Annotated in this window: 19 protein-coding genes; 9 read left to right on the forward strand and 10 right to left on the reverse strand. The window is 64.6% G+C overall.

Annotation, left to right across the window (positions count from 1 at the left end):
- Positions 1 to 3: 3 nt before the first annotated feature.
- Positions 4 to 294 (reverse strand): hypothetical protein, encoded by a 291-nt coding sequence (locus tag NR193_RS04215; protein ID WP_256749615.1) that lies wholly within the window; start codon positions 292 to 294, stop codon positions 4 to 6.
- Positions 295 to 404: 110 nt separating this feature from the next.
- On the opposite strand from NR193_RS04215, the gene NR193_RS04220 reads away from it, so the two are divergent.
- On the forward strand, positions 405 to 1316 hold the full coding sequence (locus NR193_RS04220) for a LysR substrate-binding domain-containing protein (RefSeq protein WP_256749616.1): 912 nt from the start codon (positions 405 to 407) through the stop codon (positions 1314 to 1316).
- On the opposite strand, the gene NR193_RS04225 is transcribed toward NR193_RS04220, so the two are convergent.
- A complete protein-coding gene (locus NR193_RS04225; RefSeq protein WP_256749617.1) occupies positions 1313 to 1924 on the reverse strand; it encodes a TIGR00730 family Rossman fold protein in 612 nt (203 codons plus the stop codon). The genes NR193_RS04220 and NR193_RS04225 overlap by 4 nt on opposite strands.
- Positions 1925 to 2038: 114 nt before the next feature.
- On the opposite strand from NR193_RS04225, the gene NR193_RS04230 reads away from it, so the two are divergent.
- The 4 genes from NR193_RS04230 to NR193_RS04245 all read left to right on the forward strand — a co-directional run bounded on the left by NR193_RS04230 (position 2039) and on the right by NR193_RS04245 (position 6425).
- Positions 2039 to 3574, forward strand: coding sequence for a LysM peptidoglycan-binding domain-containing protein (locus NR193_RS04230; protein ID WP_256749618.1), 1536 nt, complete (start codon positions 2039 to 2041; stop codon positions 3572 to 3574).
- A gap of 142 nt (positions 3575 to 3716) precedes the next feature.
- Positions 3717 to 4064, forward strand: coding sequence for a helix-turn-helix transcriptional regulator (locus NR193_RS04235; RefSeq protein ID WP_256749829.1), 348 nt, complete (start codon positions 3717 to 3719; stop codon positions 4062 to 4064).
- 23 nt (positions 4065 to 4087) lie between these two features.
- Entirely contained in the window at positions 4088 to 5968 is a 1881-nt protein-coding gene (locus NR193_RS04240; protein WP_256749619.1) for an ABC transporter ATP-binding protein/permease, read from the forward strand.
- Between the two features lie 109 nt (positions 5969 to 6077).
- Positions 6078 to 6425, forward strand: a complete 348-nt coding sequence (locus NR193_RS04245) for an antibiotic biosynthesis monooxygenase (protein WP_091577164.1) — start codon at positions 6078 to 6080, stop codon at positions 6423 to 6425.
- Here the strand turns inward: NR193_RS04245 and NR193_RS04250 are convergent.
- Positions 6422 to 7288: an SMP-30/gluconolactonase/LRE family protein gene (locus tag NR193_RS04250; protein ID WP_256749620.1), complete on the reverse strand. Its 867-nt coding sequence runs from the start codon at positions 7286 to 7288 to the stop codon at positions 6422 to 6424. The two genes, NR193_RS04245 and NR193_RS04250, sit on opposite strands and share 4 nt — an antisense overlap.
- A 355-nt stretch (positions 7289 to 7643) precedes the next feature.
- Here NR193_RS04250 and NR193_RS04255 point away from each other — a divergent pair, with 355 nt between their 5' ends.
- Both NR193_RS04255 and NR193_RS04260 read left to right on the forward strand, forming a co-directional pair.
- A complete protein-coding gene (locus NR193_RS04255) occupies positions 7644 to 8342 on the forward strand; it encodes a phosphatidylserine decarboxylase (protein WP_256749621.1) in 699 nt (232 codons plus the stop codon).
- A gap of 3 nt (positions 8343 to 8345) precedes the next feature.
- On the forward strand, positions 8346 to 9164 hold the full coding sequence (locus NR193_RS04260) for a phosphatidylcholine/phosphatidylserine synthase (RefSeq protein WP_091577169.1): 819 nt from the start codon (positions 8346 to 8348) through the stop codon (positions 9162 to 9164).
- A gap of 27 nt (positions 9165 to 9191) precedes the next feature.
- Here NR193_RS04260 and NR193_RS04265 read toward each other — a convergent pair whose 3' ends face one another.
- Both NR193_RS04265 and NR193_RS04270 read right to left on the reverse strand, forming a co-directional pair.
- Complete coding sequence (locus NR193_RS04265; RefSeq protein ID WP_256749622.1) at positions 9192 to 11414, reverse strand: AMP-binding protein; 2223 nt, start codon at positions 11412 to 11414, stop codon at positions 9192 to 9194.
- A gap of 132 nt (positions 11415 to 11546) precedes the next feature.
- Positions 11547 to 11954 (reverse strand): 4-oxalocrotonate tautomerase family protein, encoded by a 408-nt coding sequence (locus NR193_RS04270; protein ID WP_256749623.1) that lies wholly within the window; start codon positions 11952 to 11954, stop codon positions 11547 to 11549.
- A gap of 113 nt (positions 11955 to 12067) precedes the next feature.
- Between NR193_RS04270 and NR193_RS04275 the strand changes: the two genes are divergently transcribed.
- Positions 12068 to 12931: a LysR substrate-binding domain-containing protein gene (locus NR193_RS04275; RefSeq protein ID WP_256749624.1), complete on the forward strand. Its 864-nt coding sequence runs from the start codon at positions 12068 to 12070 to the stop codon at positions 12929 to 12931.
- Positions 12932 to 13095: 164 nt separating this feature from the next.
- Here NR193_RS04275 and NR193_RS04280 read toward each other — a convergent pair whose 3' ends face one another.
- Together NR193_RS04280 and NR193_RS04285 are read right to left on the reverse strand one after the other, a co-directional pair.
- Positions 13096 to 14001, reverse strand: a complete 906-nt coding sequence (locus tag NR193_RS04280) for a DMT family transporter (RefSeq protein ID WP_256749625.1) — start codon at positions 13999 to 14001, stop codon at positions 13096 to 13098.
- Between the two features lie 60 nt (positions 14002 to 14061).
- Positions 14062 to 14949 carry a DMT family transporter gene (locus NR193_RS04285; protein ID WP_256749626.1) on the reverse strand — a complete coding sequence of 296 codons (888 nt, stop codon included), beginning with the start codon at positions 14947 to 14949 and terminating at the stop codon, positions 14062 to 14064.
- Positions 14950 to 15185: 236 nt separating this feature from the next.
- On the opposite strand from NR193_RS04285, the gene NR193_RS04290 reads away from it, so the two are divergent.
- Positions 15186 to 15692, forward strand: a complete 507-nt coding sequence (locus NR193_RS04290; RefSeq protein ID WP_256749627.1) for an OsmC family protein — start codon at positions 15186 to 15188, stop codon at positions 15690 to 15692.
- A gap of 184 nt (positions 15693 to 15876) precedes the next feature.
- Here NR193_RS04290 and NR193_RS04295 read toward each other — a convergent pair whose 3' ends face one another.
- The 3 genes from NR193_RS04295 to NR193_RS04305 all read right to left on the reverse strand — a co-directional run bounded on the left by NR193_RS04295 (position 15877) and on the right by NR193_RS04305 (position 17724).
- Complete coding sequence (locus NR193_RS04295) at positions 15877 to 16095, reverse strand: hypothetical protein (protein WP_091577180.1); 219 nt, start codon at positions 16093 to 16095, stop codon at positions 15877 to 15879.
- Between the two features lie 173 nt (positions 16096 to 16268).
- Entirely contained in the window at positions 16269 to 16901 is a 633-nt protein-coding gene (locus NR193_RS04300; protein WP_256749628.1) for a hypothetical protein, read from the reverse strand.
- An 82-nt stretch (positions 16902 to 16983) separates the two neighbouring features.
- Positions 16984 to 17724 carry an SDR family NAD(P)-dependent oxidoreductase gene (locus NR193_RS04305; protein WP_256749629.1) on the reverse strand — a complete coding sequence of 247 codons (741 nt, stop codon included), beginning with the start codon at positions 17722 to 17724 and terminating at the stop codon, positions 16984 to 16986.
- Positions 17725 to 17769: the final 45 nt, after the last annotated feature.

Here is a 17769-nt window from a genome sequence, read left to right on the forward strand (position 1 = left end):
CGTTCAGCGCTTCGGGCCGAAGCCCGGGTAGGGGTTGAGCGGCACGATCGCGGCGATGTCCATCATGCCGGCCTTGACCAGCGGCAAGGTACCGAGGTGGCTGCGCACGTCGGCATCGCTTCCCGCTTCGAACATCAGGCCGCTGCCCGGAATATCGCCGCGATTCCAGACCTGGCGCACCGCGCCCTCGGCATAGAGCGTGCGCCGCTGTTCGGCTTCGCCAGGCAGCAGCGGTGCGAAATCGGCATCGCTGAACTTTTCTGTGTTGCGGGTGAGAAGGGCAAAGAACTGCATGGTGGTCTCCTTTGGTTGGGATGGCCGACTATCACTTTGGCTGGTCAGACTGTCCAAGACTGATTAGGCTAAAGTTGAGACCTCATAGGGCTTGAAGCCTCGGAGGAAAAATGTTCGACCTGCGCCAGCTCCGCTATTTCGTCACCGTCGCCGAAACCGGCAATGTCGGCCGCGCCGCTGAAATCATCCATATTTCGCAATCGCCGCTCAGCCGGCAGATCATGCAACTCGAGGAGCAGCTCGGCGTCGCTCTGTTTGAAAGGGCGAAGCAGCGGGTCCACCTCAACGCGGAGGGCCGCGCCTTCCTCACCGAGGCCCGCGCACTCCTGTCCAATGCGCGGCGACTGGAGGAGTTCGGCCGCAACCTGGCCAGCGGTGCCGTCGGCCGTCTCGCCATCGGCTATGTCGAGGGGGCCGTGCATGCCGGACTTGTCGCCGGGATGCTGCGCCAGTTCCGCCGCGACCGGCCGGATTTTCATCTTCAGTTGCGAAGTCTGCGTTCGGCGGCGCAGTTGGAGGGGCTGCGGCAGCGATCGCTGGACCTGGGCTTTGTCTACTCGCCGCCCGCTGACGATGATCCGGATGTCACGGCCATGGCGCTGCGCCATGAGCCGCTGGTGCTGGCCATCCCCGAGGATGATCCGCTTGCCTTGTTGTCGGACATCAGGCCGCACCACCTCGACGGCCGCACCTGGATCACCGTCGTGCGCCAGCCTGACGATACCAACCGTGGCCAGTTCCTGGCCGCCTGCGCCAAGGCCGGCTTTCTCCCCGACATCGCCTATGAGACAGCGGACCCACTGACCTCGCTCGGTCTGGTCAGCGCCGGCCTTGGCCTGGCGACGGTGCAATCCAGCCTGCGTGCCGCCGCACCGCCACGGATCGTGTTTCGCGACCTGCCATGGTTCGAACGCATGGTTTCGATCCATCTCGCCTGGCGGCGCCATGACCGCCGCGCGGTGATCGCCGGCTTGCGGCGGCAAGCAGCGGACAATCGAGCCGCGCAGCCAGATCCGGCCTAGAGCTTGTCGATCACCGACTGCATGCCCTCGGTCGGCGCGTCGACAGACGAGCCTGCCACCATGATGGCGGCGACGATCGCCTCGGGGTCATCGACGACCAGCGGCTTGACCCGCTGTGCGGTATGGATGAAGCCCTCGGCCGTCATGTGGTCGAGCAAAGCCAGCATCGGATCCCAGAATCCCCCGACATTGCCGAAGACGATCGGTTTGCGGTGATGGCCGAGCTGCGCCCAGGTCATGATCTCGACGATCTCCTCGACCGTGCCGATGCCGCCCGGCAACGCCACAAAGGCGTCGGATTTCTCGAACATCCTGTGTTTGCGCTCGTGCATGTTGTCGGTGATCACGAGTTCATCGAGCCGATCAAGCGCGCTTTCGGTTGCTTCCCTGTTGATCAGGAAGCGCGGAATGATGCCCGTCACCTTGCCGCCGGCCTTGAGCGCGCCTTCGGCGACGGCGCCCATGATGCCTTTGGTGCCGCCGCCATAGATCAGCCTGAGGCCGGCTCGCGCAATCGAGCGCCCGAGCAGGTGTCCGGCCTTGGCGTAGATTTCATCGCGGCCCGGAGACGAGCCGCAATAGACACAGACGGATCGAATCGTGTTCATGCCGATGATTGGTGATTGTGTCTGAAAGCGTGGTCAAGCCCAGGGCGGGCTTTTTCTTGTCGGCCTATGCAAAACAGGTTAGACCGGCATTAGGTGGCTAAGGGGTAGGGAAATATGGCAATTAATCCACTGAAGGCGTTCTTGTTCGCGGCGGGTGGGACCGTCGCGGCCGTAGGAACGGCCTATGTATCGGGCGCACTCGACCCGTATCTCAATCGCACGCCGCCGGCGGAAGTGGCGGCGTTGACGCCGCCCGCGGCGCCGAAACCGGCTGATCCCGGCACGGAAGCGCGGCTGCCGCCGGCGTCGGTGCCGGCCGCTCCCGCCGCGGCACCCCAGGCGACGGCCCCGGCCGCACCGGCTACGGAGGCGGTAGCGCCGGCCGCGCCCGCCACGACTGGTCCGGTCGCGCCGACTTTCGATGTCGTGCGTGTCGAGAGCAACGGCTCGATCGTCGTCGCCGGCAATGCGGCGCCCAACTCGAAGGTCGAGATCCTCAACGGCACGACCGTGCTCGGTTCGACGGTCACCGGTCCCGATGGCGCCTTTGTCATCGTGCTCGATGATCCGCTGAAGCCCGGCGACTACACAATTGCGCTACGCTCGACCACTGGCGATGTCGTGACCGCCTCGGCGCAGACCGCTGTCGTCTCGGTTCCCGCGAATGCAGCCGGCCAGGTGTTGGCCATGGTCGAGGAGCCGGGCAAGCCGGCCGAACTGCTCACGGTTCCGGCGCCCGAGACAAAGCCGGCCGCACCGGCCGCCGGCGACCAGGCTGCCCAAGCGCCAGCGGCTACAGCCCCGGCACCAGCCGCCCCGGCGGCGCCAGCGCCGGCCGTGGTGGAAGCAGCACCTGCTCCGGCGGCATCGGCAACGCCGCCCGCCGCATCAGTTGCCGAGCCCAAGATCGTCGTCGAGGCGGTCGAGATCGACGGCAACAAGATCTTTGTTGCCGGTCTCGCGGATGCCGGCCGCAAGGTGCGAGCCTATGCCAACGATATCCTGCTCGGTGATGCGCAGACGTCGCCGGACGGTCACTTCCTCGTAGAGGCAACGCGCGACATTCCGGTCGGCAGCTACACCATCCATGTCGACGGCCTCGACGCCGACGGCGTGAAGGTGGTCGCCCGCGCCGCCGTACCGTTCGAGCGCGAACCGGGTGAAGCGATCGCCGCCGTGGCGCCTGCGGAGCCCAAGCCCGCCGAAGCAAAGCCGGTGGCTCCAGCTGCCGCCGAAGCGCCGGCCGCGCCGGCCCCTGCAGCGCCCGCTGCTGTCGCGGCCGCTCCGGCCGAGCCTGCACCGGCCGCAGCACCAGCGACGCCGGCTCCCGCCGCCGAAGCGCCCGCCGTCGTCGCTGCGGCCACGCCGCCAAGCGATGTACCCGAGACCGTGGCGCCCAAGCTCGAACATGCCAACGGCGCTATCATCATCCGCCGCCACGACACGCTGTGGCGGATTTCGCGGCGCGTCTACGGCCATGGCGTGCGCTATTCGACCATCTATCTCGCCAACCAGGACCAGATCAGCGATCCTGACCGCATCTGGCCAGGGCAGGTGTTCAAGGTGCCTGAAAAGTCGAAGGAAGGCGAAGCCGCCGACCTCAAGGCGATGGGCGAGCAGGCAACAACCGCGCCAGCCAAGACAAACTGATGCATTGAACAAGCAGTCCCTCGGATTTGATCCCGAGGGCTGCGGTTCTTGCCGCAACGACATGCGGCGCACCAATCTCCTCGGCCGCTGCCCACAAGGGCAGCTTGCCGTGGGGCCGGTCATCGTTTATCGCCGATGGACGATGACCGAATCCCTCATTGAAGCAGGCGGGAGCTGCCGCGCGCCGGAAAGCCCCGCCGTGGATAGCCGCGATATCGCCGCCCGGCTGGCGGCACTTTCGCACCCGGCGCGCATCGAAATCCTCAAACATCTGTCGGCCAGCAACTCCTGCTGCTGCCGCGAGGTCGTCGACCGTCTCGATCTGGCTCAGTCCACGGTTTCCCAGCATCTGAAAATCCTTGTCGAGGCTGGCTTGGTCCGCTTCGAGCCCGACCGCCAGCGCTCGCGCTACGCGGTCGACCGCGCCGCGCTCGCCGATGTCTCCGCATCGCTGAGCGCGCTCGTCACGTCCTGCTGCTCCGGCCGCTAAAAGATAAGAAGAAGGCACAAGAAATGGCCGAAAAAACCGTCTCCGACTCCTCGACCTTCAAGACGCTGCTCAACCTGTGGCCCTACATGTGGCCGGCGGACCGCGCCGATCTGAGGGCGCGGGTAACCTGGGCGACGCTGTTGCTGGTCGTCGCCAAGCTGACGCTCGTCGCCGGCCCCTACTTCTTCAAATGGGCGACCGACGCGCTGGCCGGCGATGCCAAATCGGTGCCGCCGCTGCCTTCCTTCCTGCTGGCGCCGGTGATGCTGGTCGTCGCCTACAATGTCGTGCGCCTGGTGCAGCTTGGCTTCAACCAGCTGCGTGACGCGCTGTTTGCCCGCGTCGGCCAGTATGCGGTGCGCCAGCTCGCCTTCCGCACCTTCGTCCACATGCATCAACTGTCGTTGCGCTTTCACCTGGAGCGCCGCACCGGCGGCCTGTCGCGCATCATCGAGCGCGGCACCAAGGGCATCGAGACGATCGTCCGCTTCATCATGCTCAACACCGCGCCGACCATCCTCGAATTCGCGCTGACCACCGGCATCTTCGCCTACACCTATGGCTGGAAATATGTCGTCGTCGTCGCGGTCACCGTCTGGGTCTATGTCTGGTTCACGGTGCGCGCCAGCGACTGGCGCATCTCGATCCGCCGCGACATGAACGACAGCGACACCGACGCCAACACCAAGGCGATCGACTCGCTGCTCAATTACGAGACGGTCAAATATTTCAACAACGAAGGCATGGAAGCCGAGCGTTTCGACCGCTCGATGGCCCGCTACGAGATTGCCGCGACTAGGATCTGGACCTCGCTCGGCTGGCTGAATTTCGGCCAGGGCATCATCTTCGGTGCCGGCACCGTCATCGTCATGTGCATGTCGGCGCTGGAGGTGCAGGCCGGTACCCAGACGGTCGGCGATTTCGTTTTCATCAACGCCATGCTGATGCAGCTGTCGGTGCCGCTCAATTTCATCGGCTTCATCTATCGCGAAATCCGGCAGGGGCTGACCGACATCGAACAGATGTTCGACCTGCTCGATGTGCCGCAGGAGATCGTCGACAGACCGGATGCCAAGCTGCTCGCCGTCAGCGCCGGCACGGTCGAGTTCCGCGACGTGCATTTCTCCTATGACCCGAACCGCAAGATCCTGAAGGGCATCAGCTTCGAGGTGCCGGCCGGCAAGACGGTCGCCATTGTCGGGCCGTCGGGTGCCGGCAAGTCGACCATCTCGCGGCTTCTGTTCCGCTTCTACGACGTTCAGGGCGGCCAGGTGCTGATCGACGGCCAGGATATCAGGGATGTGACGCAGGAAAGCCTGCGCGGAGCGATCGGCATGGTGCCGCAGGATACCGTGCTGTTCAACGACACCATCGCCTACAACATCCGCTATGGCCGCATCGGTGCCAGCGAGGAGGATATGCGCAAGGCGGCCGAACTCGCCCAGATCGGCCCGTTCATCGAGCGGCTGCGCGATGGCTACAAGTCGATGGTCGGCGAACGTGGGTTGAAGCTCTCGGGCGGCGAGAAGCAGCGCGTGGCAATCGCCCGCACCATCCTGAAGGCGCCACCGATCCTGATGCTCGATGAAGCGACGTCGGCGCTGGACAGCCACACCGAGCAGGAGATCCAGGCAGCCCTCGACCTGGTCAGCCGCGGCCGCACCACCATCGTCATCGCCCACCGGCTGTCGACGGTGATTACGGCCGACGAGATCATCGTGCTGCAGGACGGCCAGATCGCCGAGCGCGGCACCCATGCCGAACTGATGCGCAAGCACGGCCTCTATGCCTCGATGTGGGACCGCCAGCGCGAGGCAACCGAAGCCGAGGAGCGGCTGCGCATCGCCCGCGAGGGCGACGAGCTTGGCATCATCGTTCGTCGCCGCACGTCCGAGGTGAATTGAAGGCTCAGCGTGGCAAACCGATTTTTCCGCTTGACCTCAACTTTAGTTGAGATTGTAGGCCGTTCTTGGAGCCCGGCAAGAAGCATCGTTCAAGAACGGAACAATCGATATGAGCAAGATAAATCAGAACGTTGATGGCGGCAGCGTGTTCAGGGTGGACAAGTTCGTCGTGCCCGCCGCCGCCCGCGAAGAGATACTCGCCAAGGTCAGGGCAACGCATGAATTGCTGCGCGTGCAGCAAGGGTTCGTACAGGATTTCCTGCTTGAGCAATTCTCTGGCCCGGGCGAGTTCAACCTTGTGACGATCGTCGAATGGGAAAGCCAGGCGGCCGTCGACAAGGTGGTGCCGATCGTCAAGGCCGCGCACGAACGCGTTGCCTTCAACCCGCAGGAGACGATCGCCCGGCTCGGGGTGCGAGCCGACATCGCCAACTATCAGCGGATTCCAGGGCTCTAACCAGGCCAGCCAACGCCAGGTGCCGGCGCGTCTGCGCTGAGCACCTGGCCGGTTCGGGCATCGCTGATCATGTGCTCGAAGCCACGCCATTCGGCGGCGACGATGAACAGCGTTTGCCTGTTGGTGCCGCCCAGCATGCAGGCAAAGCAGCCGCGATCGACACCGACCGTCTGCAGCACCTCACCGCCTTCGCGCACCCTCACGCAGTGCTTGTTGGGCACATCCGCATACCAGGCGGCACCCTCGGCATCGAGGCAGATGCCGTCAGGAAAGCCGTCGAGGTCGGCCCAGACCCGCCGGTTGGCGAGACTGCCGTCGGCGACGATATCGAAGGCGGTCAGCCGGTTGGCATGGGATTCGGCGACGATCAGCGTCTTGTTGTCCGGGGTCACCGCCATGCCATTGGCAAAAGCAATGTCCTCGGCCACTTGCCGGATCGCGCCGTCGGGCGCAATCAGCACGATGGTGCCCGGACCGAAATGCTGCCCGGGCGCCGGCGCCGGCCCGCCGCCATTGACATAGATGTTGCCGTGCCCGTCGACGACGATCTCATTCCACGGGCTTTTCGACAGGTCTCGCAAGTCTGCGTGGGTGACGAGCCTTCCATCGGCTTCCTGCCGCAGCAGCAAGCCTTCGCGGCCTGATACGACGAGCAGGCGGCCATCCGGCAGCCAGTCGATGGAGTAGGGCAGGACAGCCGGCACGGTGAGCATGACCTCGCCCTTGCCTCGGGCATCGACAGCGACGATCTCGCCGGTGCCCCAGTTGCAGACCCACAGGCGTCCGTCATGCCAGCGCGGCGATTCCCCGAAGGCGAGGCCGGCGGTAACGAGACGCGGTGGGGTGGCCGATTGTGTCTGCATTTGCCGGAACTCCTTGTTGCGCGCGTCACGGTGGCCGAAAGGTCCATGAAAGACGCTGTCTCACCAAGGACGGGCGAGGGGTCTCCGTTCCGACAGCCGCTTTGTTGCTTTTCGCTCACGAAGAAATTGCTATTGGCAAGGCGTTGGGCAGCATGACGTTGGCTTGTTCGTTGTAGTCGGTATCGAGAAGTCGCGGGTCCTGCGGATGTGACCGTACCGCCAATATCGCACGTGCCGCTGCACATCGCCGCCCCCTGGCGGTTGCGGCCAATACGGCCTTGCCCATTGTTGCGTTGCGGCGAAGGGGGCTTTGGGCTATTGAGGCCGGACTTGAAACGGAGCCCGTTTATACCCGATGAGCCTTGTCGATACGGTCAAGAACGCGTTCGTACCGATCCATCGCGAAGGCTATCCCTTCATCGCGGCCTTTGGCGCGGCAACGCTTTTCCTCGGCTATTTCTCCTCGGTTCTATTCTGGATCGGCCTTATCCTGACGGCTTGGTGCGTCTATTTCTTCCGTGATCCCGAGCGCGTCACCCCCGTCGATGACCGCCTCGTGGTCAGCCCCGCCGATGGCATCATCTCGGCGGTCGGACCGGCCGTGCCGCCGCGCGAACTCGGCCTCGGCAATGTCGAGATGACCCGCATCTCGGTGTTCATGAACGTGTTTTCCTGCCATGTAAACCGCGCCCCGGTGCGTGGCCGCATCGCCAGGATCGAGCATCGGCCGGGAAAGTTCCTCAACGCCGAACTCGACAAGGCGAGCACCGAGAACGAGCGCAACGGCCTGGTGATCGAGAGCCCCAACGGCACGGTCGCCGCCGTTCAGATCGCCGGCCTGGTGGCGCGCCGCATCGTCTGCTGGGCAGAGGCCGGCGGCACGATCGCCATCGGCGAGCGTTTCGGCCTGATCCGCTTCGGCTCGCGCGTCGACGTGTTCCTGCCCCTGGCCGCCACGCCGCGCGTGGCCGTTGGCCAGACGGCCGTCGGCGGCGAAACCGTGCTGGCCGAATTCGGCGGTGTCGCCGGCACCCCCCTCGTGCGGATTTCTTGAGCCGTGGGCACGCAATACAAGAAGTTCGAGGCCCATGCCAGCGGCGGTCCGCGCATCCGCGAGATCCCGATGCGCATGGTGCTGCCCAACCTCGTCACCGTGCTTGCCATCTGCGCCGGCCTGTCCGGCATCCGCTTCGGCTTCGAAGGCCGCTTCGAGCCGGCGGTGGTGATGGTGCTGCTGGCTGCCTTCCTCGACGGCATTGACGGCCGCCTGGCGCGGATGCTGAAAGCGACCTCGAAATTCGGCGCTCAGATGGATTCGCTGGCCGACATCGTCAATTTCGGCGTTGCGCCAGCTCTGGTTCTCTATGCCTTCCTGCTCGACCGCGCCGGCTCGCCGGGCTGGATCGCGGCGCTTTTGTTTGCCATCGCTTGCGGGCTGCGGCTCGCTCGTTTCAACGTGCTCGACGACGAGAAGGCCGATCGCCCACTATGGCAGTCGGAATATTTCGTCGGGGTGCCGGCGCCTGCCGGCGCCGTGCTGGTGATGCTGCCGCTCTATCTCTATTTCCTGCGCACAGGGCTGGAGCCCAGTCGTCCAGCGGCCTTCGTCGCCACCGGCTTCACCATCCTGGTCGCCTTCCTGCTGGTCAGCCGGCTGCCGGTCTATTCCGGCAAGAGCCTGAGAATCCCGGGCGACAGGGTGTTGCCGATCATCCTTGGTGTCGTGCTCTACATCCTGCTTCTGATGACCTATCCCTGGTACACGCTGACCGCCTCGGTCGCCGGATACCTGATCTTCCTGCCGTTCAGCGTGCGCGCCTATTCGAAGCGCGCCAAGCTGGAGGGCGAGAAGGTGCCGCCTTCGGACATAGGTTAAGAACGGCGGCGAAGTACTTGACTGGATTCAGGCTGCCGCGCTCAGCCCCAGCCTGTCGATCGCCAGCTTGCGGGTGGAGACATAGTCGGTCTTGCCGGATCCAAGCACCGGGATTTCCTCCACCTTGATGATGTCGTTCGGCACCATCAGCTCGGCTGCACCCGCCTGTTTGCCGAACTTGCGCAACTCGTCTGGATTGGCATCGCCGGCGGTGGTGACCAGCACGATGCGCTCGCCACGCCTCTTGTCCGGCACCGCCACCGCGGCATGGCGCTCCTCCGGCCATAGCGACTGTACCAGGATCTCGACCGCCCCCAGCGACACCATCTCGCCAGCGATCTTGGCGAAGCGTTTGGCGCGGCCGCGAATGGTGATGAAGCCTTCGCGGTCGACGGCGACGATGTCGCCGGTGTCAAGCCAGCCGGTCAAGGGCTGCAGCTCACCGGCGCGGTTCGCGGTCATGTAGCCCATCATCAGGTTCGGTCCGTCGAGCCACAATTGGCCGGCGTCGCTGATGCCTTCGACCGGCTCCAGCTTCATGCGCATGGCGGGCAACAGTCGCCCGACCGTGCCGTCGCGGCCATGGATCGCGGTGTTGACGGCAACCACGGGTGCGGCTTCGGTCAGCCCGAAACCTTCGATGATCTCGGCCTGGAAGCGCTCGCGATAGACGCGGCGGGTTTCCGGCTTCACCGCCTCGGCGCCGGCGACGATGAAGCGCAGGCTGGAAAAGTCGCCGTCCTTGGCGGTGCGCGCATAGTTGGCGAGGAAGGTGTCGGTGCCGAACATGATGGTCGGTTTCACCTTGCGCGCGATCTCGGGGATGATCTTGTAGTGCAGCGGCGAAGGGTAGAGGAACAGTTTCACTCCGGTGACCAAAGGCAGGATGGTGCCACCCGTCATGCCGAAGGAGTGGAATACCGGCAGCACGTTGAGCAGGATGTCGGACGGCGAGATGGTGATGCGGGCCTCGGCCTGCATGGCGTTGGCGAGCAGGTTCTTGTGTGATAGCACCACCGCTTTCGGCGTGCCTTCTGACCCGGATGTGAACAGGATCAGCGCCGGCTTGGCCGCATCCTGCCGCTGCAGCGGCCAGCGCCACAGCAAAGCGGCTGCAAGCTTGTCCAGCGCGGTGACGCTTTTGCGCACATCCTCCAGCCATAGGAACTTGGCGCCACCCTTTTCGGCCGCCTCGACGATATCGGCGAGGCCTGCCTTCTCGACGAAGGCGCGGGAGGAGATGACGGTACGGATCATCGTTGTGTGCACGGCGGCGGTGACGCTGGCCGGCCCGGCCGTGTAGTTGATCATCGCCGCCAACCGGCCTGCCGACAGAAGGCCGGTAAGCGACAGCACGACGCCATTGGCGTTGGGCAGCATCAGCCCGACTGCTTCGCCCGGCGCCGTGACGGCCTCGAAGCGTTTGCCCAGGACCCGCGCGCCGATGAACATCTTGCGGTAGCTCAGCGCGCCAGAGATGACGTCCTCGATGATGTGATGTGAGGCGCCCACGCGGTCGGCGGCATCGCGCATGGCCAGAAACAGGCCACGATCGAGGTCGGTGCCGAAAAGCCGGGCCTCGGCGATACGGTCGAACAGCGCATTGGTGTTCGAAGTCTGGTCCGGGTTGCGCGCCGCCAGTTCGGCGATGGTCATTGGCTCGAGCACGCTGATCGACAGCTGCGGAAACCAATGCCGCGGTGCCTTGTCCGCTGGCGTCAGCGAAACCGGCAGGCTGCGCGCGCCGGCGACGAAGATCGGCACGATGCGGGCGTCGGCCTGCATGGCGATGCGGGTGACCGCGCGAAATAGCCGGAATGTCTTGACGTCAGGCTCGACCGCATCCGGCAGGTAGACGGCGAGCCGGCCCTTGCCCTTCAGGACCCGCACCAGCCGGCGGCTGACGAAGACATGTTCGGCATTGAAGGCGATGGTGCGGCCAAGCTCGCGCCAGGGTTCAAGCCAAGGCGACCGCGCCGAGACCTCGTCGAGTATATGCAGCGTGTCGTCCGGCAGCAGCGACAGCATCAGCGCCGGCTCGAAGCGCGATTGATGCGAAATCACGTAGATGACAGGGACCTCCGCCTTGCGGGCGATCCTGATGCGGTCGTCGGCGATACGGTAGGCGAGCTTGAACGGCACATAGAGCAGCGCCTGGGTGAAGCGCAGGCCGAGGCGGAATTTTTCCACCACGCCGATCAGCAGCCAGGCCAAAACTAGACCCGCAAGCAGCGCCAGTGTCAGGATCATGCCGCATCTCTCCCAACGATCTTAGCATCGCGGCTCTTTCGCGGCCGCTTTGGCCAGAACCTAGACGATGTGGGAGCAAGGTCAATGCGAAGCTTTTTCCTTCTCCCACGAGGGGAGGAGGAAAACCGCGGCTCACGCCGCCTTCAACCGCCCGCTGATAAAACGAAACTCCTGTGTCTTGCCGCCATAGCCGTAGGCGGCGGCCGGGACTTCGTGCACGAAGGCATAGCTCTCCTCGTGCACGCCGCCCAGCAGGCGGCCGAAGGCGGCGAAGATCTCCTTGAGATAGGCCTCCAGTTCGAGCTTGGTGTTGGTGCCGTCGACCACCTTGATGTCCAGCCAGAATGTATTGGTCCCGTGCTCGGCCAGCGACCTGCCGCCGGCGAACCAGTGCTGTGGATCGATGTAGGATATGGCAACCGCCGTGATCGTCGGATCCTTGCCCAGCTGCGTGGCGGTGATCTCGGTTACCTCCCTGGCAATCCTGGCGGACAGCGCGGCGTCGGGCTTGCCGGTGACATTGACGTTGATGATGGGCATTTTTCTTCTCCTTGGCTCGAGCGGCGTCCGATCGCCGTTGGAAGAACCATGTCACCATCAAAGGGTCAAAAAAATCGAATTGTTTTAAACATAAGGTTCGATAGTATCGAATTATGGAAACGCTCGATCCGGACCTGCTCAGGACCTTCCTCGCTTTCGTCGACAGCGGCTCGCTGGCTCAGGCGGCATCAAGCGTGGGCCGTTCTCCCTCGGCGGTGACCGCGCAGATGCAGCGGCTCGAGGAGATCGTCGGCGAGCCGCTTCTGGCGCCGCAAGGCAGAGGACGCAGCCTGACGCCGGCCGGCGAGGACCTTGTCGGTCATGCCAGGCGCATCCTGGCGGCGCATCGCGAGGCGTGGCTGGCCATGAAGGGAGCGCGGACTGCGGGACGCGTCGCCATCGGCACGACGCAGGACTTCGCCGATAGTGGCTTGCCCGACCTGTTGCGCGCCTTCGCCGTCAGTCATCCGCGCGTCGGAATCGAATTGCGTGTCGGCCGCTCCACCGAGCTGGCACAGGCACTGCGGTCTGGCAGCCTCGACCTGGCGATCGTCATGCGCCAGGCCGCGATGGCGGACGAAATCGGCGTCCTGCGCGAGCCGATGATATGGCTGTGTTCACAAAAGGGGCTGGCCTCGCGACAGGAAGAATTGCCGCTGGCGCTGCTCGATCCGTATTGCGGCTTTCGCGAAGCGGCGATCGCCGCGCTTGATGCGGCCGGTCGCCGCTACCGCATCGCTGCCGGTAGCGCCAGCCTGGCCGGCCTGCGCACAGCTGTGAATGCCGGTGTTGCGCTGACGCTGCGCACGGCACGCTTTGCCCATTCCGGCATTGTCGAGGCGCCGCGCGAGCTTGGTCTGCCACAGGTGCCGACAGCTGAGTTCGCCATTCGGCTGCGCGCTGGTGCCGAGGGGCCCGCCCGCGATCTGGCGGCACTGCTCAGCGGCAACCTGGCTCTGCCTGGGCTCCGTGGTTGAATCGGTGCAGGTCCGGTCGTGCGGCGGGATCCATCGGCAAAGAAAAAGCCGACCTTGCGGTCGGCTTGAAAGTAGGACGGGCCGAGGGGTTTGGGGGGACTTGGGGTGGCCCGTCGCATCAACAATGCCTGACCCCGATGATGGTTCCGTGACTGCGCCAATTTTTAAGAGATATTTGACGCCATGCGTTGCGAGCGGGCCGCCAGCCAGTCGCGACCGGCATGGGTAAACACGGCGGCGAGCACAATGGCACCGCCGATCATGCTGGCTGCTGGCGCAATCTCGCCCAGAAACAGGAAGGCAAACAGAATCGCGAACGGCACTTCGGCCGAGCCGAGCAGTCCGGATTCGGCCGCCGGGATAAGCCGCGCGCCTTCCGTCCACAGGATCGAGGACAGTGCGAAGGACGCGCCGAAGGTGACGAGCAGAACGGCATCCCTTGGTGAAACCGCCAGCGGATCGGTGACGAACCAGCCGAGAACGAACAGCAGGAAGGCCGCCACCGCACCAGCCCACACCACGGGCGTGTCGCGGAAGGCGCGCACCATGATCATGTAGAGGCCGCTGCCGATGGTCATCAGCAGCGCCAGCCCGTCGCCGAACAGGTTGCCGGTGCCGAAGCCGGACCAGACCATGATCGCCACGCCGCACAGCGACACGGCGGCCGCGACCATCGTCTGCAGGCGGAAGGGTTCACGTGTCAGGACCCAGGCCAGCAGCGCGGTGACGAAAGGCGCGGTGGCGTAGATGATCGCGACATTGGCGACGAAGGTGAACTTGAAGGCGGAGATGAAGGCAATGCTGGCCAGCGCGCCCTCTACCGCCAGCAGCCAGCCACGCCAGCCAAGCCGCAGGCTCTCGCGCCCGCCGGAGCGGTGGCGTCGCCACAGCACATAGAGGCTGATCAGGATCGAGCCGACAAAGCCGCGCCAGCAGATGATGGTCAGCGGGTCGGCATGGATCGATTTGGTCAGCACGCCGGTCAGGCCGAACACAGCCGCCGATGAGGACACCAGGATGATGCCGAGCGTGCGTTCCGCGGTTTCCATGGTGGTTGCGATGTCAGTCATACAGCCAGCCTACGCCGCTCGGTCCTGACATCGTAGTGTCAGCTGTGATGGCCGTGCGCATCAAAGCCGTTTGCGGAAATGCTCGCCGCCCACGATCAGCAGGCCGGCGGCGACGATAAGTGCGGCGCCGAAGAACACTTCGCGGCGCGGTACGTCGCCCCAGATCGCAAAGCCGAGCGCGAACGCCCACAACAGCGAGGTGTATTCGAGGGGTGCGAGGATCGAGGCCGGCGTTCGCTTCATGCCTTCGAAAAGAAGATATTGCGCGAGGCCGCCGAGCGCGCCGACGCTCGCAAGGAGCAGCAACTGGATCCCGTCCGGTGTGTGCCACCACAGCAGTCCCGGCACCGCCGAAAACAACAGGAAGTAGAAATTGTTGAGGAGCAACTGGATCAGCGAGCGCTCGGCCAGGGCGGTCTTGCGCAGCAGCACGATGGCAATGCCCCACAAAACAGCGGCAGCCAGCACCTGAAGCACCGGCACGGACAGGCCGAGATGGGTGGGATCGCAAGCGACGAAGACACCGGCAAAGCCGATCAGCACGGCAAACCAGCGCAGCAAGGGCACCTTTTCGCCGAGCATCGCCACCGAAAGCACGGTAACGATGATCGGAGCCGCGTAATAGACGGTGGTCAGTTCGGCGAGTTGCAGGCTGCGGGCGGCGTTGTAGTAGCAGAGCCAGGCGGCGAGCGTGAAGGCGCTGCGCACCAGCATCGGCCGCACGATCGGCGAGCGCACTGTATCGGCAAACAGCTGTCGTCCGCCGATCGCCGCGCAGGCGCCGAGGATGGTGATGCTGCGGAAGAACATGATCTGCCAGACGCTCATTCCGGCAACCAGCAGCTTGATCGAGGCGTCTTGCGTCGAAAACAGGAAATAGGCCGCGCCGGTCAGCAGGATTCCGGCGAGAACCCTTTCGCGAGTTTCGAGAATGGCGATATTGGCCATAAGGCGCGGGACCAACGTTGCGGAAGGTGACGGAAATGCTGTGTGGAGCGGCACGAGGACTCTGAAAGTCAGGCCACGATGCCGTCCTCTATACGGGTGAAAGTCGGCGCAGCGCTACGCCAGCCCCATGCTTGCGTTGGGGCAGGGAATGCCGATCTTGCTTCCAGGAAGCGATCGGCACTTATATCTGACGAAGCCACGCCCCCGGCCGGGCACAAAAGTGAAAAGGAGCGCACATGGACGCAACCGAACTGAAGGCCATGCAGGCGCCGCTGAAGCAGGCTTATCGCGACGACGCTTCGCGCGCGCTGATCACGCTGCGCGCCAAAGGGTCGGTCGACGACCAATCGGTTGCGTGCAAGGTGGAGACGGGCAGGGCGATCGCAATCGCCGGCCTGCATCCGGCAACCGGCGGCTCGGGGCTAGAGCTCTGCTCGGGCGACATGCTGCTGGAGGCGTTGGTGGCTTGCGCCGGGGTGACGCTGAAGGCTGTGGCGACGGCGCTTGAATTCAAGCTCGGCGCCGCCACGGTGGAGGCCGAAGGCGACCTTGATTTTCGCGGCACGCTCGGTGTCGCCAAGGATGCGCCGGTCGGCTTTCGCGCCATCCGACTGAATTTCGCTCTCGACACGGATGAACCGCAGGAGCGGATCGATTCGCTGCTGAAACTGACCGAGCGCTATTGCGTGGTGTTCCAGACCATCAACCAGAAGCCGGAGCTGACGGTGAGCGCACGTCGCTGAGCCTGCAATCTCTCCCATGGGGAGACTGGCTATCTTTCCGGCTTTCGCTGGAGCAATTCCAGGAAAAGTGTGAGACGGTTTTCCCGGGAAAAGCGCACGGCGCTTTCCCTTGGGAATTGCGTCAAGACAAAGAGATGGAGCGGTTCGGCGTTTCCGTGAAACGACGAACCGCTGCAGCTGGTGCTTACTGCGCTGACGGCGTTTCGGCGTCGCCCTCGTCGGTGAAGGGCGAGGCGCTCGGCACGCATTGCACCGACCAGCCGGCTGGTGTCGGCTGCTTCTGATATTCGGTGATGGCGGCGGTGCACTGTTCGCGCTTGTCGAAGGTGCTGGGCAGCACGACCATGCCGCCTTGCGGACCGGCGATTACCAGATACCAGACCAACGCTACAGTCGAAGCCATGGGGATTTTCCTTGTTCTGCCCAGCCAGGGCGCTTGTTGCGGGAGTCGTTATGATCCTACCAACTCCACGGAAATGACGAAAGCATGACCGCAGCGCGGCCTTGCACCCTCAAATCACAGCCGCGTGATGACAGCGCGGTTTTGGAGGCCGAACTTTTAAAGCCCAGGCCGGCTCAGTCGGTTGCAAAACAATAGAACAGGCCATCGCCGCCGGTGCCCTTTAGCGCCTCCTGGCTGCAGCCGCCGCGCGAGGCGTGCGAGGAATTCCAGGACTTGGCGGCAGTCGAATCGTCAAGGCCGGTGCGATCGTGATGGCCCATCATCGCGCCCCCTTCCGCGCCACTCATCGTCCAGTCGCCGCAGGTCTGGTCGGCTATCTTCGTGCCGTCAGGCTTGGAGCCGGTCAGCATGTCGTGCCGGTTTGGCGTGTCGCCGCGGCCGTTGACCACTTCGCCCTTCTCGTTAAGCGCCGTCTGCTTGGTGATGCCGTTGGCGTCGCTGTGCAGCGAAGCGACGTCGTCGGCTATCTTGACGCCCTTGGCATTCACCCATGGTCCCTTGCCGATGCGGTCGCGCGCATCGGTGTCGCTTGTCGAGAGATACGCATGCCAGGTCTTGCCGGTGACGCCGGCGGCTTCCGCCAGCGACGCGCAATGCGCGTCCGCACCCTTGAGGCCACCGAGATCGGCGCCCTTGCCCGAACCGACACTGGTGACGAAGAAACTCATCTTGGCGTCTTGCGAGAGGGCTGTGCCGGCAGTGGCGGCCGTGATGGCGGTGGCGGCAACGAGAAGAAGTCTGCGCATGTCGGTCCTCCGGTTGGCTTCGAATGGTTACATTCGAAGAAACGTTGCCGGAGGCCTATTTAATCCGCTTCGCGCTCAAGTTTTATTCCGGCTGCCTGTACGCGACAAAGCGGTTGTGCTTGGCCTGGAAGATCAGCCCGGTCTCTTTCAGGTCCGGGCTGGCCAGCGGCACGATGCGCTTGGCGATTTCCGAGGGGTGCGGCAGCGTAGCCGGATCCTCACCGGGTACGGCCTGGGCACGCATGGCGGTGCGGGTGGCGCCGGGGTCGGCCGCGTTGACGCGCAGCGGCAGGTTTTGCGTCTCATGCGCCCAGGAGCGCATCATCGTCTCGACCGCCGCCTTGGATGCCGCGTAGGGCGCCCAGAACGCGCGCGCCGAATGAGCCGCGTTGGAGGAAAGCAGAATGGCTCGGCCGGCGTCGGAGAGCCGCAGCAGCGGGTCGACCGAGCGGATCAGCCGCCACGTCGAGGTGACGTTGATGGTCATCACCTTCTCGAAGGTCTTCGCCTCGACATGGCCGATCGGTGAGATGACGCCGAGCACGCCGGCGTTGGCGACGAGAATGTCGAGCTTGCCCCAGCGTTCGTGGATGGCGCCGCCCAGCCGGTCGATGCCGGCCATGTCGGCGAGGTCGAGCGGCACCAGCGTCGCCTGGCCGCCGGCCGCCTTGATCTGGTCGTCGAGCTCCTCCAGCCCGCCGACAGTGCGCGCAACCGCAATGACATGCGCGCCGGCTGCGGCCAGCTCCTTGGCAATGAAATAGCCGATGCCGCGCGAAGCGCCGGTGACGACCGCAACGCGGCCGGTAAGGTCGAGGGTCATGCGATGGATTCCGGAAATCTGGCTAAGGCTAAAGCAATTCCAGGA

Source organism: Mesorhizobium sp. Mes31 (assembly GCF_024519675.1).
Lineage (GTDB): Bacteria > Pseudomonadota > Alphaproteobacteria > Rhizobiales > Rhizobiaceae > Mesorhizobium.